This is a genomic window from Rhizobium metallidurans (genome assembly GCF_014196505.1).
Lineage (GTDB): Bacteria > Pseudomonadota > Alphaproteobacteria > Rhizobiales > Rhizobiaceae > Rhizobium > Rhizobium metallidurans.
The window spans coordinates 46,142-61,920 of sequence record NZ_JACIDW010000005.1 but is presented as its reverse complement, the minus strand read 5'-3'; the positions used below and the strand labels follow the sequence as shown (position 1 = coordinate 61,920).

At 62.3% G+C, this 15,779-nt stretch carries 15 protein-coding genes; 1 reads left to right on the top strand and 14 read right to left on the bottom strand.

What is annotated here, in order from left to right:
• Positions 1-68: 68 nt before the first annotated feature.
• The 11 genes from GGQ67_RS10885 to pcsA all read right to left on the bottom strand — a co-directional run bounded on the left by GGQ67_RS10885 (position 69) and on the right by pcsA (position 12,013).
• Positions 69-821 carry a FadR/GntR family transcriptional regulator gene (locus GGQ67_RS10885; RefSeq protein ID WP_183900187.1) on the bottom strand — a complete coding sequence of 251 codons (753 nt, stop codon included), beginning with the start codon at positions 819-821 and terminating at the stop codon, positions 69-71.
• Between the two features lie 14 nt (positions 822-835).
• The gene (gene yjfF, locus GGQ67_RS10880; protein WP_183900186.1) at positions 836-1,804 is read right to left on the bottom strand and encodes a galactofuranose ABC transporter, permease protein YjfF; all 969 of its coding nucleotides are present in this window, start codon (positions 1,802-1,804) and stop codon (positions 836-838) included.
• Positions 1,801-2,817, bottom strand: coding sequence for an ABC transporter permease (locus tag GGQ67_RS10875; RefSeq protein WP_183900185.1), 1,017 nt, complete (start codon positions 2,815-2,817; stop codon positions 1,801-1,803). The genes yjfF and GGQ67_RS10875 overlap by 4 nt, the downstream gene beginning before the upstream one ends.
• Positions 2,814-4,337 carry a galactofuranose ABC transporter, ATP-binding protein YtfR gene (gene ytfR / locus GGQ67_RS10870; RefSeq protein ID WP_183900331.1) on the bottom strand — a complete coding sequence of 508 codons (1,524 nt, stop codon included), beginning with the start codon at positions 4,335-4,337 and terminating at the stop codon, positions 2,814-2,816. The genes GGQ67_RS10875 and ytfR overlap by 4 nt, the downstream gene beginning before the upstream one ends.
• Positions 4,338-4,457: 120 nt before the next feature.
• The gene (ytfQ, locus tag GGQ67_RS10865; RefSeq protein WP_183900184.1) at positions 4,458-5,420 is read right to left on the bottom strand and encodes a galactofuranose ABC transporter, galactofuranose-binding protein YtfQ; all 963 of its coding nucleotides are present in this window, start codon (positions 5,418-5,420) and stop codon (positions 4,458-4,460) included.
• A 145-nt stretch (positions 5,421-5,565) separates the two neighbouring features.
• A complete protein-coding gene (locus tag GGQ67_RS10860; RefSeq protein WP_183900183.1) occupies positions 5,566-6,639 on the bottom strand; it encodes a BMP family ABC transporter substrate-binding protein in 1,074 nt (357 codons plus the stop codon).
• Between the two features lie 45 nt (positions 6,640-6,684).
• Positions 6,685-7,605, bottom strand: a complete 921-nt coding sequence (locus tag GGQ67_RS10855) for an ABC transporter permease (protein ID WP_183900182.1) — start codon at positions 7,603-7,605, stop codon at positions 6,685-6,687.
• The gene (locus GGQ67_RS10850; RefSeq protein WP_183900181.1) at positions 7,602-8,687 is read right to left on the bottom strand and encodes an ABC transporter permease; all 1,086 of its coding nucleotides are present in this window, start codon (positions 8,685-8,687) and stop codon (positions 7,602-7,604) included. Before GGQ67_RS10850 ends, GGQ67_RS10855 begins: the two co-directional genes overlap by 4 nt.
• Positions 8,677-10,251, bottom strand: a complete 1,575-nt coding sequence (locus GGQ67_RS10845) for an ATP-binding cassette domain-containing protein (protein WP_183900180.1) — start codon at positions 10,249-10,251, stop codon at positions 8,677-8,679. The genes GGQ67_RS10850 and GGQ67_RS10845 overlap by 11 nt, the downstream gene beginning before the upstream one ends.
• 39 nt (positions 10,252-10,290) lie before the next feature.
• Positions 10,291-11,274, bottom strand: coding sequence for a quinone oxidoreductase family protein (locus tag GGQ67_RS10840; protein ID WP_183900179.1), 984 nt, complete (start codon positions 11,272-11,274; stop codon positions 10,291-10,293).
• Between the two features lie 10 nt (positions 11,275-11,284).
• On the bottom strand, positions 11,285-12,013 hold the full coding sequence (gene pcsA / locus GGQ67_RS10835) for a phosphatidylcholine synthase (protein ID WP_183900178.1): 729 nt from the start codon (positions 12,011-12,013) through the stop codon (positions 11,285-11,287).
• Positions 12,014-12,260: 247 nt separating this feature from the next.
• Here pcsA and GGQ67_RS10830 point away from each other — a divergent pair, with 247 nt between their 5' ends.
• Entirely contained in the window at positions 12,261-13,073 is an 813-nt protein-coding gene (locus GGQ67_RS10830; RefSeq protein ID WP_183900177.1) for a ferredoxin--NADP reductase, read from the top strand.
• Between the two features lie 55 nt (positions 13,074-13,128).
• Here GGQ67_RS10830 and GGQ67_RS10825 read toward each other — a convergent pair whose 3' ends face one another.
• From GGQ67_RS10825 to GGQ67_RS10815, 3 genes are all read right to left on the bottom strand, one after another.
• Positions 13,129-13,746 (bottom strand): GntR family transcriptional regulator, encoded by a 618-nt coding sequence (locus GGQ67_RS10825; protein ID WP_183900176.1) that lies wholly within the window; start codon positions 13,744-13,746, stop codon positions 13,129-13,131.
• Positions 13,747-13,856: 110 nt separating this feature from the next.
• On the bottom strand, positions 13,857-15,065 hold the full coding sequence (locus GGQ67_RS10820) for an ABC transporter permease (RefSeq protein WP_183900175.1): 1,209 nt from the start codon (positions 15,063-15,065) through the stop codon (positions 13,857-13,859).
• Positions 15,055-15,771 carry an ABC transporter ATP-binding protein gene (locus GGQ67_RS10815; protein WP_183900174.1) on the bottom strand — a complete coding sequence of 239 codons (717 nt, stop codon included), beginning with the start codon at positions 15,769-15,771 and terminating at the stop codon, positions 15,055-15,057. Before GGQ67_RS10815 ends, GGQ67_RS10820 begins: the two co-directional genes overlap by 11 nt.
• Positions 15,772-15,779 lie beyond the last annotated feature (8 nt).

Sequence of the window (15,779 nt, the reverse complement as noted above, 5' to 3'; positions counted from 1 at the left end):
GAATCCGTTACAGGCGCGTTGCCGCCTCATAGCAGCAAGTCGTTGACGGAACAAAGATCAAAAAAGGATCAGGCGGAAACCCTGGTCATTCCGGCATAGGCGTCATGGACGTGATCGCGCCCCTCGACGATGACCGCTTCCATGGCAGTGCGCGCCGCCGGCACGTCGCCCGCCGCGATCGCGTTGACGATGCGCATATGCGTTTCGGCGATGTTCGAGAAGCCGTTCTGCGACGGCGGCGTGCTGATCCGGAACATGCCGACGAGCGCCGCCTCGATCAGGCTTCCCAACGTGTGCATGAAGGGATTGTGGGCGGCGTCGGCGATCGCCATGTGGAACTGCAGATCGGCCATCGCCAGGCTTTCCGTCGTATGATCGGGGGCGGCCATGTCCTTGGCGAGATCGGTCAACAGCGCGACCTCGTCAGCCGTTGCCCGCTCCGCCGCGAGACCGGCCGCGAAGGGTTCGACGGCCAGCCGGATATCGTAGAGCTGCAGCAGGAATTCCTCGGTCACGTCGTCGTCGAAGTGCCAGGCGATCACCTCGCTGTCGAACATGTTCCACTGGCTCTTTTCGGTAACCCGGGTGCCGACGCGCGCCTTGGCGACGATCATGCCCTTGGCGGCCAGCGTCTTCATCGTTTCGCGCAGCACCGTGCGGGACACCTTGAAGCGTTGCGCGAGCTCTATATCACCCGGAAGGATGGTTCCGACAGGATAGGTTCCGGCCACGATGGAGCGGCCGAGCTCGTCCACCACCTGTGCGTGGCTGGTGCGAGATCGGCGTTGTGTCTTCCCGGTGTCCAGAATTCGATTGCGCAAGCCAACAGCCCCCGTCAGGCATACCTCTTGTTCAGACTAGAGAGGAACAGGATGGCTTTCTGCATCAGGATGAATGCAAAAAGCAGCAGGCCGATCAGTATCTTCGTCCACCAACTGGAAAGTGTTCCATCGAAGGTGATGTAGGTCTGAATCAACCCCTGTATCAGGAGGCCGATGAAGGTCCCCGCTACAAATCCGGCTCCACCCGTCAGCAATGTGCCCCCAATGACGACCGCCGCTATGGCATCGAGTTCGACACCGACAGCCGCCAACGAGTAGCCGGCGGACGTATAGAGGGAAAAAACGATTCCCGACAGGCCGGCAAGGAAGCCGGACAGCGCGTAAATCTGAATTGTGGTGCGACCAACCGGCACACCCATCAACTGCGCCGTGTGCGCCCCGCCGCCAAGCGCGTAAACGTTGGTGCCGAACCGCGTGCGGTGAGCAATGAAGATGCCGACCGCGAAGACCAAGAGCATGACCGCCCCTACCAGCGTCAGTCGTCCGCCGCCGGGCAGCTTGTAATAGAGACCGGAGAGCGTGCTGTAATAGTCGTGGCTGATCGGGATGCTGTCGATGGAGAGCACGAAGGCCATGCCGCGCGCCAGGAACATGCCGGCCAGCGTGACGATGAAGGCCGGCATCTGCAGATAGTGGATGACGGCGCCCATCGCCGCCCCGAAAGCGGTGGTGATCACAAGCACCAACGCGAAGGCGGCCAGCGGATGGATGCCGGTGTTCTGCAGGATGACGGCGAGGAACACGCCGGTGAAGGCGATGACCGAGCCGATCGAGAGATCGATGCCGCCGGAGATGATCACGAAGGTCATGCCGACCGCGGCAATGCCAAGGAAGGCGTTGTCGGTCAGGAGATTGCCGATCACGCGTGTCGACAGCATGCTTGGGTACTGCATCGCGCAGACGGCGTAGGAGAGGATAAAGATCACGATGGTCGCGAGCAGCGGCAGGTATTTCGAATTCATTTCTGCAGTACCCCTCTCGGGCTGGAGCGACGCCCCATGAAGACGGCTGCCGATTGCACGGCCGGAGACTGGATCACCAGGATCACGAGAACGATCACCGCCTTGATGATCAGGTTGAACTCCGGCGGGAAGCCCGAGAGCAGGATGCCGGTATTGACCGACTGGATGATCATCGCGCCGATCAGAGAACCGACGATGCTGAAACGGCCACCAAGCAGCGAATTGCCGCCGACGACGACCGCCAGGATGGCGTCGAGCTCGAGCCAGAGGCCGGCATTGTTGGCGTCGGCGCCCTTGATATCGGCGGCGACGATGATGCCGGCGATCGCCGCGCACAGTCCGCTCAGCATGTAGACCGCCATCAGGAGCACCGGCGTGCGAACGCCGGACAGCGTGCTTGCGCGGCGATTGATGCCGGTTGCCTCTATCAGCATGCCGAGCGCCGTGCGGCGGACGAGGAGCGTGACAAGAAGGCCGACCGCCAGCCAGATGACGACGGGCATCGGCATGAATGCGAAGGAGCCGCTGCCGAAGAAGGTCAGGCCGTCATCGTTGAAGGTCATGATCACGCCTTCGGTGATAAGCTGCGCGATGCCACGGCCGGCGACCATCAGCACCAGCGTGGCGATGATCGGCTGAATGTTCAGGACGGCCACGAGGAAGCCGTTCCAGACCCCGCATGCCAGACCGACCAAGAGCGTGAGCACCAATGTCCAGGCGAGCGAATTGCCGGATACGATCGACGACGCGGCGACGGCGCCGCAGATGGCAATGACCGCGCCGACGGACAGATCGATGCCCTTGGTGGCGATGACAAGCGTCATGCCGATCGCCAGCAGTGCGACGGGCGCGCCGCGATTGAGGACGTCGATCAAACTGCCATAGAGCCTACCGTTTTGAATGGTGACATTAAAAAACTGCGGGAACATAATGAAGTTCAACAGCAATATGACCGCCAAAGCTATCAGTTGCGGTGCCAGGCGGATCAGCAGCGCCTTCTGTGACGACGTCATGCGTCCTCCGTCTTTTTCTGCACGGCGGCAATTGCCTGCACGATGCGCGACGTGCTGACGTTCTCACCCGTCAACTGCGCCACATGCTCGCGGTCCCGCAATACCAAGATACGTGAACTATAAGCGATAAGCTCTTCTAATTCCGATGAAATGACGATCAGGGACATGCCTTTTTCGCACAGTTCCTCGATCAGCCGGATGATCTCGGCATGGGCGCCCACATCGATGCCTCGCGTCGGTTCATCGAGGATCAGGAAGTCGGGATTGGTGGCCAGCCAGCGGGCCAAGATCGCCTTCTGCTGGTTGCCGCCCGACAGCAGCCGGATCGGCTTTTCGCGGTCGGTGGTGCGGATATCGAGCGCCTTGATGTACTGATCGGCGAGCGTGTTCTGCTCACCGCGCGACAGCGGCCGCGCCCATCCCCGGCGTGCCTGCAGCGCCAGCGCGATGTTTTCGCGGATCGAGAGATCGCCGATGATGCCATCGGTCTTGCGGTCCTCGGGGCAGAAGCCGAAGCCGGCGCGGATCGCGGCGCGCGGATTGGAGAGCGCGATCGGCTTGCCATCGATCTTGGCGGTACCGCTATCGGCGTTCTCGATGCCGAAGAGAAGTTCGGCGGTCTCCGTGCGTCCGGAGCCAAGCAAACCGGCGACGCCAACGACCTCGCCGACGCGGACGTCGAGATCGAACGGCTTGACCTTGCCGCGCTTGCCGTATCCCTCGAAGCTGTATTTGACGGGGCCGGCAGCGACGCTGCGCTCCTTCACTGCGGCCTCGGCATGCGCCAGTTCGTGACCGAGCATCATCGAGATCAGGCCCTGCCGCGGCAATTCGGCTTTGTCGCGGGTGCCGACCAGCTTGCCGTTGCGCAACACCGTGATGCGGTCGCTGATATCGTATACCTGTTCCAGGAAATGGGTAATAAAAACAATTCCAAGGCCGCGCTTCTTCAGGTCACGCATGATGCCGAAGAGCATGGCCACTTCCTGCGCGTCGAGGCTGGCCGTCGGCTCGTCGAGGATCAGCACCTTGCCCGAGAGATCGACGGCGCGGGCGATGGCGACCACCTGCTGGACGGCGACGGAGAAGCGGTCGAGCTGGGCGGAGACGTCGATCTCCATGCCGTACTGGCGCAGCAGTTCGCGCGCCTGACGGTTCATGGCGGACACGTCGATCATGCCGAAGCGCTTCGGCTGGCGTCCGAGAAAGAGGTTTTCGGCAACACTGAGATTGGGAAGGAGGTTGACCTCCTGGTAGACCGTTCCGATCCCGAGCTTCTGGGCGGCCAGCGTATCGGCCGGATCGATCTCGACGCCGTCAAGCGTGAGGCTGCCTTCGTCCCTGAGATAAGCGCCGGTGATGCACTTGATCAGCGTCGATTTGCCGGCGCCGTTTTCACCGAGCAGCGCGTGCACCTCGCCCTTGCGAAGGGTGAAATCGACCTTGTCGAGGGCTACGGCTCCGGGGAAGAATTTCGATATGCCGGTTGCGGCTAGGACGTTCTCGAAATTGTGAATCATCAAGTGGATTTTTCCTGATATTGACCGACACGGCCTGATAGCAACCCGACATGATGTCTGGCAGCGTTCGCGGCAGTTCCGCACCGGTCCATGACGGACCGGTGCGGTTCCTATGTCAGATCAATAGCCAAGGCCCTTCTTGGACTCGTAGACCTTCTTCGGATCATCAGCCTGGGTGTAGAGCTTCGATTCCGTCTGGATCCACTTCGGCGGAGCCTTCTTGTCCTTGAGATAGGCATCGAGCGCGTCGAAGGCCGGACCCGCCATGTTCGGCGTCAGCTCAACGGTGGCGTTGGCTTCACCGGCTTCCATCGCCTTGAAGATGTCAGGAACGGAGTCGATCGAAACGACGAGGATGTCCTTGCCCGGCTTCAGGCCGGCTTCCTTGATCGCCTGGATGCCGCCGACGGCCATGTCGTCGTTATGGGCGTAGAGGGCGCAGATATCCTTGCCACCGTTCTCGGCCTTCAGGAAGCTTTCCATGACTTCCTTGCCCTTGGTGCGGGTGAAGTCGCCGGTCTGGCTGCGAACGATCTTGAAGTTCGACTTGCCAGCGATGGCGTCCTCGAAGCCCTTCTTGCGGGCGATCGCCGGCGAGGAGCCGGTGGTGCCCTGAAGCTCGACGATGTTGCACTTCTTGTCGGCAACCGTCTTCACGAGCCAGTCGCCGGCAACCTTGCCTTCGTGCACCTGGTCGGAGGTGACTGCGGTCAGGTAGAGGTCTTCAGGCGCCTTGATCGTGCGGTCGAGCAGGATGACCGGGATATCGGCTTCCTTGGCTTCCTTCAGAACCGCGTCCCAGCCGGTTTCGACAACCGGTGCGAGCAGGATGGCATTGACGCCCTGGGCGATGAAGGAGCGGATCGCCTTGATCTGGTTTTCCTGCTTCTGCTGAGCGTCGGCGAACTTCAGGTCGATGCCGCGCTTCTTGGCTTCTTCCTTGGTGACGGTCGTCTCAGCAGCGCGCCAGCCCGATTCCGAACCGATCTGCGAGAAGCCGACAACCAGTTCGGCGGCCTGCGCCGAACCGAACATGCAGGCAGCAAAAACCGTGGCACTCATGAGTGCTGTCTTGAATTTCATGATTTCCTCCAAAAGCCGCCTCCCGCGGCACGCACTAGGAAAATCATATAGTATTACTTTTGTAAATGCACTTTCTGGTATGCACTGCAGCAAAAAGGGCGCCCGAAACGAGCGCCCTTTCGCATCTGCTAACAGCGGGAAATGGTCACTTCGGCAGCTTGTCGTCCACGCCCTCGACGTAGAAGTTCATGCCGAGCAGCGTGGCGTCGTCGGCCTTCTCGCCAGCCTTCAGCCACGGCGTGCCGTCCTGCTTGTTGATCGGGCCGGTGAAGGGGTGCAGTTCGCCGGACTTGATCTTGGCCTCGGTTTCCTCGGCCATCTTCTTCACGTCGTCAGGCATGTTGGTGTAGGGCGCCATTTCCAGGATGCCGTCCTTCAGGCCGTCCCAGCTCTGCTCGGGCTTCCAGGTACCGTCGAGCAGCGCGCGCACGCGCTTGGAGTAATAGGTGCCCCAGGTGTCGACAATCGCCGTCAACTGCGCCTTCGGACCGGCCGCGATCATGTCGGAGGCCTGGCCGAATGCGTGGATGCCGCGCTCTTCGGCAACCTGCATCGGCGCCGTCGTGTCGGTGTGTTGCGTCAGCACGTCGACGCCCTGGTCGACCATGGCCTTGGCGGCATCGGCTTCCTTGCCCGGATCGAACCAGGTGTTGACCCAGATGACCTTCAGCTTGAAGGCGGGATCGATCGACTTGGCGCCCTGCTCGAAGGCGTTGATGCCCATCACGACCTCGGGAATCGGGAAGGAGGCGATGTAGGCGGCGCCCTTGTTCTTCGAGGTCTTGGCGGCGATCTGGCCGAGGATGTAGCGGCCTTCGTAGAAGCGCGAGTTGTAGTTCCCCAGATTCGGGCCGCTCTTGTAGCCGGTAGCATGCTCGAACTTCACATCCGGGAACTTGGCGGCGACCTTGACGGTGGCGTCCATGAAGCCGAACGAGGTGGTGAAGATCAGCTTGCAGCCGGAGCGGGCGAGACGCTCGATGGCGCGCTCGGCATCCGGGCCTTCAGGAACGCTTTCCAGGAAAGGCGTGTCGATCTTGTCGCCGAATTCCTTCTGGATCTGCTGGCGGCCGAGATCGTGCGCCTGCGAGTAGCCGCCGTCGGTACGCGAGCCGACGTAGACGAAGCAGACCTTGGTCTTGTCCGCAGCCTCGGCGGCAGAGCCGAAGCTCAGAATGGCCGCCGCCGAAGCAGCGAATGCGAATGCTAGTCTTTTCATGATAACCCCTGTGGTTTGGAAGTTCATTGTTCGTTTGTTGTTGTTCTATCGTTCCGGGACGAATGGCTTTCCCAGTGACGCCGGTGTGTTGATCAGCGTCGTGCGCCGATTATGAGAAATGATGACGAGAACCACAATAGTCGCCGCATAGGGCAGCATCGACAGGAACTGCGCCGGAATGCCGATACCGAAAGCCTGGGCGTGCAGCTGCAGGATCGTGACCGCGCCGAACAGGTAGCCGCCGGCGAATACCCGCCAGGGACGCCAGGAGGCGAAGACCACCAGCGCCAGCGTGATCCAGCCGCGACCGGACGACATGTTCTCCACCCATTGCGGCGTATAGACCAGCGACAGCTGCGCGCCGGCAAGCCCCGCGCAGGCGCCGCCGAACATCACGGCGAGATAGCGCGTGCGGATGACGCCGATGCCGAGGGCATGCGCCGAGCCATGGCTGTCACCGATGGCGCGCAGCTTCAGGCCTGGGCGGCTGCGGAAGAGGAACCAGCTGACGCCGAAGAGCAGCGCGAGCGACAGGTAGAAGGTCAGGTCCTGCTTGAAGAGCACCGAGCCGACGAAGGGAAGGTCGGAGAGATAGGGCACGACGATCGGCGCCAGGCGAACGCCGGGGACGCTGACATAGCCCTCGCCGAGCATGCCGGACAGCCCGAGGCCGAGGATGGTGAGCGCCAGGCCCGTCGCCACCTGGTTGGCGACCAGTGTCAGCGTCAGGAAGGCGAAGAGCAGCGAGAACAGCGCGCCCATGGCGATGCCGGCCAGAAGCCCGACATAGGGCGAGCCCGACATCTGCGCCCCGGCGAAGGCCGCGACGGCGCCCATGATCATCATGCCCTCGACCCCGAGGTTCAGCACGCCGGAGCGTTCGGTCACAAGCTCGCCGAGGGCGGCGATGACGAGCGGCGTGGAGGCCGTGATGACGGTGAGCAGGATCGCTTCGAAAATGCTCATGCCACACCTCCCCTGACGCGCGACCAGACGATGCGGATCTTGTAGAAGATCAGCGTGTCGCAGGACAAAACGAAGAATAAGAGCAGCCCCTGGAATACACGGGTGACCTTGTCGGAAACGCCGATCGACAGCTGCGCCGCCTCGCCGCCGAGGTAGGTCAACGCCAGCACCAGCCCCGATGCGATGATGCCGAGCGGATTGAGGCGCCCGAGGAAGGCGACGATGATCGCCGTGAAACCGTAGCCGGGCGAGATCGCCGGCTGCAGGTGGCCGATCGAGCCCGAGACTTCGGAGATGCCGGCAAGGCCCGCAAGGGCGCCGGAGAACAGGAAGCTGAACCAGATCATCTTCTTCGACGAGAACCCGGCGAAACGCCCTGCCCGCTCGGACTGGCCGAGCACGACGATCTCGAAGCCCTTGAGCGTGTATTTCAGCATGAACCAGGCGAGGATCGCGGCGATGATCGCAAAGACGAAGGCCCAGTGGGCGCGGCCGGACGCTTCCCAGATGGCCGGGAGCACCGCTTCGGGGGGAAATGACACGCTCTTGGGGAAATTGAATCCGGCGGGATCGCGCCAGGGACCGCGGATCAGCCAGTCCAAAAAGAGCTGAGCGATATAGACCAGCATCAGGCTGGTGAGGATTTCGTTGGTGTTGAAATGCGCCTTGAGCAGAGCCGGAATACCGGCGAAAAGCGCGCCGCCAAGCGCGCCCATGACCAGCATCAGCGGCAGCACCAACGGCGATTGCCACCCGGCAAACAGGATCGGCAGGATCGAGCCTGCGATCGCGCCCATGGTGAACTGGCCCTCGGCGCCGATATTCCAGTTGTTGGAGCGGTAGCTGACAGCCAGTCCGACGGCGATGATGATCAGAGGTGCCGCCTTGATCGCCAGCTCGTGCAGCGACCAGACCTCCAGCAGCGGTTCCAGGAAAAAGGCGTCGAGCGCCTCGACCGGGTCCTTGCCGAGGATATTGAACATGATGGCGCCTGTCACCAGCGTCAGCACCAGCGCCAGAAGCGGCGAGACGAGACCGTAGAGCTTCGACGCCTGCGGGCGCTTTTCCAGTTCAATGCGCATGCGTTGTCTCCGGCGCGGTCTTGCTTTCATGCAGACCGCCCATGAGCAGGCCGATCTTCTCGCGCGTCAGCTCGCCGGCCGGAAACGGCGAGGACAGCCGTCCCTCGGAAATCACGGCGATCTCGGTCGCGACCTCGAAGATCTCGTCCAGATCCTGGCTGATCACGACCACCGCCGAACCATTGCGGGCGAGATCGACGAGGGCCTGACGGATGCGGCTTGCGGCGCCCGCGTCCACGCCCCAGGTCGGCTGGTTGACCACGAGGACGGCCGGCTGGCGGTCAAGCTCGCGGCCGACGATGAACTTCTGCAGGTTGCCGCCCGACAGCGAGCCGGCGGCCGGATCCTCGCCGCTCTTGCGTACGTCCATCTGCTCGGAAATACGCTTCGTCGCGTTCTTGACGGCGCCGCGGCGGATGATCTTGAGGAATCCGCCCGACAGAAACGCCTTGCGGTCGGATTTGCTGCGGGCGAGCACGAGGTTGTCGGAGAGCTTCATTGCCGACACCGCCGCGTGGCCGTGCCGTTCCTCGGGCACGAAGCCGGCGCCGAGCAGGCGGCGGGCGGTGATCCCTAGCGTTCCGACCGGCTTGTTGCGGATGACGACGGCATCAGCGGTCGATACCGGATATTCGCCCGACAGCGCATCGAACAACTCGCCCTGGCCGTTTCCGGCGACGCCGGCGATCGCCAGTATCTGGCCCGAACAGACGGTCAGCGACACGTCCTTCAACGGCATGGCGAAGGGCGTGCGCGGGGCGACGGAGAGGCCGGAGACGGCAAGCTGAACCGGCCCCTTGGCACCCCGGTCCGGGTGGGTGACCGAGGCCACGTCGTTGCCGACCATCATGCGGGCCAGCGATGCCGGTGTTTCGTCGGCGGGTACGCAGGCGCCGGTAACCTTGCCGTGTCGCAAAACCGTGGCACGGTCGCAGATGCGCTGCACCTCTTCCAGGCGGTGGCTGATATAAAGCACCGAGCGCCCCTCGGCCTTGAGCTTGAAGAGCGTCTCGAACAGCTTGTCGGCCTCCTGCGGCGTCAGCACCGAGGTCGGCTCGTCAAGAATGATCAGCTTCGGGTTCTGCAGCAGCGCGCGGACGATCTCGATACGCTGGCGCTCGCCGACGGACAGATCGGCCACATGGGCGTGCGGGTCGAGCGGCAGGCCATAGGCATGAGACAGCGCCCTCGCCTCCTCGGCGATCTTGCCGATGGGGATGCTGTCATCAAGCGAGAGCGCGATGTTTTCGGCGACGGTGAGCGCCTCGAACAGCGAAAAATGCTGGAACACCATGCCGATGCCGAGCTTGCGCGCCGCGCCCGGCGAGCCAATCGCCACGGGACGCCCCTGCCACAGGATCTCGCCGTCGCTCGGTTCCAGGACGCCGAACAGCATCTTCACCAGCGTGGATTTGCCGGCGCCGTTTTCGCCCAGCAGTGCGTGGATTTCGCCGGGAGCGATATCGAGGTCTATCTGGTTGCAGGCAGCAAAGCTGCCGAAGAGCTTTGTCAGTTTCTGGACCGACAATAACGCGCCTGATGCCGGCACAGTCGATGACGACACTTTCCCCTCATTTCCCACTGCCGACCTGCCCCTTCGGGATCATTCTGGGATCAGCAGCGTCGTTCCGGTCGTTTTTCTAGCTTCCAGTTCCGTATGGGCTCGCCCAACCTCGCGCAACGGATAGGTCTGATTGACATTGATACGCACTTTGTTGCTCAAAACAACATCAAATAATGCGTTTGCACAATCAGTTAGCTCATCGCGCGTGGCGATATAGGTGAAAAGCGTCGGCCGGGTCGCGAAGAGCGAGCCCTTCTGCGCAAGCAACGCCAGGGTGAAATCCTCGATCGGCCCGGACGACTGCCCGAAGGACACGAACATGCCCAGGCGCTTGAGGCAATCGAGCGATTCGGGGAAGGTATCGCGGCCGATGGAATCGTAGACAACATCGACGCCCTTGCCGCCGGTGATTTCGGCCACCCTGGCGACGAAATCCTCGGTGGCGTAGTTGATGACGTGGTCGTAGCCATGCTCGCGCGCGAGCTGCGCCTTGGCGGCCGATCCGACCGTGCCGATAACAGTCGCGCCGAGCGCCTTGGCCCATTGGCCGGCGATCAGGCCGACACCGCCGGCGGCGGCGTGGAAGAGCAGCGTGGTATCGGGGCCGACCTTGAAGGTGCGGTTCAACAGATACTGCGCCGTCATGCCTTTCAGCATCATCGCCGCGGCTGTTTCAAGCGCGATGCCATCAGGCACCGTGACCAGATGCCTGGTCTCGATGTTGCGCTCGAGGCTGTAGGCGCCGTCGGAGCCGGCATAGGCGACGCGGTCGCCAACCTTGAAATCCGAAACGCCGGCGCCGACCGCCGTCACCGTTCCCGCCGCTTCCTTGCCCGGCACGAAGGGCATGTGCGGGGCCTTGTAGAGGCCGGTGCGGAAATAGACGTCGATGAAGTTCAGGCCGATCGCGGCGTGCCGTATCCGCACTTCGCCGGCCTTCGGCGGCGGCAGGTCGATATCGACATATTCGAGAACCTCGGGACCACCGGTCCCGTTCAGCACGACGGCCTGCGTCTTCGTCATTCGTCTTCTCCTAGGCGCGGCGCCCCAGCGCCGGCAGGAACTGCAGGACGGCACCGATGCAATACAGATAGATACCGCTCGCAACGAAAAGAACGAGAGCCCACTGCGGCACGACGAAACGCATCAACAGCGCGTAGACGCCGATCGCCGACCACAGGAGGAAGACGCCGAGATTGAGCGGGCGCAGGCGCTTGACGCGCACCGGATGCAGAAAATTGATCGGCAGGAAGGTCAGGATCACCGAGACTGTGACGACCGCGAGTGCCGTCGTGGCGCTCGCATCCATGACGAACAGCGTGAAAACGATCATGTTCCAGACCACGGGGAATCCTGAGAAGAAATTCTCCTCCGTCTTCATGCCCATGTCGGCGTAATAGATAGCACTCGACACGACGATCATGCCGGCGGCGACAAACGACCATGGCTCGCCGATCATGCCGCTTTTATAAAGCGCAAAGGCTGGCAACAGTACGTAGGTAACGTAATCGATGATGTTGTCGAGCGTATCGCCCGACCAGTTCGGCAGCACTTCCTTGACCTTGACCTTGCGAGCGATCGGTCCGTCGATGCCATCGACAAGCAGCGCCAGCCCCAGCCACCAAAACATGGCCTCAAAGCTTCCCTCCGATGCGGCGACAACACCGAGGAAGGCAAGAAAGGAACCGGAGGCCGTCAAAATGTGGACGGAAAATGCGCGCATTTCCGCGTAGGGTACGCGCTTGTAGTTGAAAATCTTCATGTTTCCCCGAGTTGCCATAAGCAATCCGCACCCCCGAGGCGCGATTTCGGCCTAATATGCATCCTTTGTCCGGCTTCGCCAGAGCAAAAGCGAACGATGCACATCGCGTTTCCCAAACCTGACGAGAACATGCATATTTCATGCATGTCGCCGCGGAGGGAATGGAATACCTTTAATCCGTGGCCTATTTGTAATATCTGGCTCGCATCGAATTGATGATCGACGAACTACGGGATCCGATACCGCAATGAACGCCCCTGCAAAGACCGAAGAATTCGCAGCCCCAATCCCTGCCGGCGTCTTCGCCGAAACCGTTCTCAGCGTCACGCATTACACGGACCATCTGTTCCGCTTCACGATGACGCGCCCCGAGGGATTCCGCTTCCGCTCGGGCGAGTTCGCGATGATCGGTCTCATGATCGAGGGCAAGCCGATCTTCCGTGCCTATTCGATCGCCAGCCCCGCCTGGGCCGAGGAACTCGAATTCTTCTCGATCAAGGTTCCCGATGGTCCTCTCACCTCGCATCTTCAGGCGATAAAGCCGGGCGATCAGGTTCTGATGCGCAAGAAGCCGACCGGCACGCTGGTGCTCGACGCGCTGACGCCGGGACGTCGTCTCTACATGTTCTCGACCGGTACCGGCATCGCGCCCTTCGCCAGCCTGATCCGCGATCCCGAGACCTACGAGAAGTTCGACCAGGTTATCCTGACCCACACCACGCGCGACGTGGCCGAACTGAAGTACGGCTTCGATCTGGTTCATGAGATCCAGCACGACGAGCTTTTGCATGAAGTGGTCGGCGACAAGCTGCTGCACTATGCGACGGTGACGCGCGAGGATTTCGCGTATCGCGGTCGCATCACCGACCTGATCTCGTCCGGCAAGCTGTTCACCGATCTCGGCGTTCCCAAGCTCGATCCGGAGATCGACCGCGGCATGATCTGCGGCTCGTCGGCGATGCTGAAGGATACCAAGGAACTGCTCGAGAAGGCGGGGCTCGAAGAGGGCGCCAACAGCAAGCCCGCGCAGTTCGTCATCGAGCGCGCCTTCGTCGGCTGACCGCTCCGATTCATTGTTTCTCGCATGAACAACGGCTCCGGAAACGGGGCCGTTTTCACTTGTGGCCGAGATAATCGATCAACGCGGTCATCGCCTTGCGCGCTTCGCCGGCCTTGCCCTGCTGGATCGCGCGAATGACGGCGACATGAAGGGAGATCGATCGATCCATGCGCTCGGGGCTTGCCTTCGAATACCAGAGCCGGCGCGAATGGGTCTGCACGGGCCCGAGCGCCGAGGTGATGAAGGCATTCGGGCACGACTCTTCCAGTATTTCGTCGAATGCCTTGTCCGCCGCGAAGAAACCCGCGAGATCGCCGCTGACGGCGCAGTTGCTCATCGCACGCGCGCATTCGACAAGCTGGTTGCGCTGCCCTTCGGTCGCGTGTTCGGCGACGAGGGCCGCAGCGATCGGCTCGAGCTCACGGCGAACCTGCATGACATGGGCGTGGTCGGTCAGCCCGATCTCGGCGATCTGCAGGCCGACGCGTGGCTTCACCACGATCAACCCCTGCCAGGCGAGCTTCTGGATCGCCTCGCGCACCGGTGTGCGACCGTGGCCCGAGAGATCGATCAGCTGCTTTTCATTGACGAGCGCGCCAGGCGTCAGCGCCAGGGTCACGATGGCATGTTCCAGCGCCAGGTAGGCAAGATGGCTCTGTGAGGAGTTCGGCATCGCGGATCCGTGATTCGACCTGATATATCATAACGTAGGCACTCATGGATTCAATGGCAGGTTGCCATGATATATCAGACCGAGAGGTACGTCCGTTGGTTCACAAGGGTTTATTCGTGCCTCAGCGCATCGATCGGATTGAGCTGCGCGGCGCGCCTCGCCGGAAAATAGCCGAAGATCATGCCGATCGCGGCGGAGAAGACGAAAGCGACGGCGATCATCGTCGGGCTCACCACGAACGGTACCTTGAGCAGGGAAACCGCGCCGAAGCCAAGCCCCAGCCCCAGCAGAATGCCGCTCATGCCGCCGAATATCGACAGGGCCACCGCCTCGACGAGGAACTGCATCAACACCTGCCGCTCCAGCGCGCCGATCGCCAGGCGGATACCGATTTCGCGCGTGCGCTCGGTCACCGAGACAAGCATGATGTTCATGATGCCGATACCGCCCACGAGCAGGCTGATGGCGGCGACGGCGCCAAGCAGGCTTGTCAGCAGCGTCGTCGTTCCGGTCATGGCGGCGGCGATCTGGGTCATGTCGTTGACGCTGAAATCGTCCTCGCGGCCGGGAATGATCTTGCGGCGTTCGCGCAGCAGGTTTTCCGTATCCGACTGAACCTTGGACGTCGCGACACCGTCACGCGCCGAGATCAGGATCATCGAGACATTGGCATTGGCCTTGCCGCCGATGCGGCGCTGGTAGACCTTGATCGGAACGATGACGACATCGTCCTGGTCGTTGCCCATGCCGGATTGCCCTCGCTTTGCCAACACGCCGATGACGCCGCAGGAGACCTTGCCGACGCGCACCTGCTGGCCGATCGGATCGGCCGAACCGAAGAGCTGCGACCGGACGGTCTCTCCTAGAACGCAGCGCGCGCGGCCGCGCTCCTCGGCGGCGTCGAAGCTGCGGCCGGATGCGATGTCCCAGTCCTGCGCGGTGAAATAGTCATTGGTGGTGCCCATTACCGTCGTCGAATGGCTCTGCCCGCCATAGATCACGGTCGCGGTCGTCTGGTTGAGCGGCGCCACGGCCCTGAGGCCGCCGACCTGCTCGCTGATGGCATCCACGTCGGCGACGGTGAAGCGCCGCGCCTCGGCACTCGCGCGGCCGGGACCGAACTGGCCGGGGCGGGCAAAGAGCATGTTTGTGCCAAGCCGCGACAGCTCGGAGGTGACCTGTGCCGTCGTGCCGTTGCCGATCGTCACCAGTGCGATGACGGCGGCGACGCCGATGACGACGCCGAGCACGGTCAGGAACGACCGCAGCATGTTGCGGCTGATGGCGCGCAGCGCGAGCTTGACGGTCTCAAGAAACATGACCCGCCCTTCCCTGATGCGCGGTTTCGGTTTCCAGCTTGCCATCGACGAAGCGCAGCAGCCGCTGGGCATAGGCAGCGATATCGGGTTCGTGCGTGACCATGACGATGGTAATGCCCTGCTCGCGGTTGAGCCGCGTCATCAGGTCCATGATCTCGATGCTGGTCTTGGTGTCGAGATTGCCCGTCGGTTCGTCGGCGAGAAGCAGGGATGGCCGGGTGACGATGGCGCGGGCGATGGCGACGCGCTGCTGTTGACCACCCGACAGTTCCTGGGTCTTGTGATGCTCGCGGCCGCCGAGCCCCACCAGCCCGAGCGCTTCCTTCGCCAGACGATGGCGATCGGCGGCCGGCATTCCGCGATAGATGAGCGGCAGCTCGACATTCTCGACCGCCGAGGTGCGCGGCAAAAGGTTGAAGCCCTGAAAGACGAAACCCAGCATATGCCGGCGCAGCATCGTCAATTGCGCGCGATCGAAACCGGTGGTCGAAATACCCTGAAACAGATAGTCGCCGGCGCTTGGAACATCGAGGCAGCCGAGAATGTTCATGGCCGTGGACTTGCCGGAGCCAGACGGTCCCATGATCGCGACGAACTCATGTTCGCGGATCGCCAGATCGACATGATCGAGCGCGCGGATCGAGGCTTCGCCGCGACCGTAGATCTTCGACACCCTGCTGAACTCGATGAGAGGCGGCGTTGTCATGGCGCGCC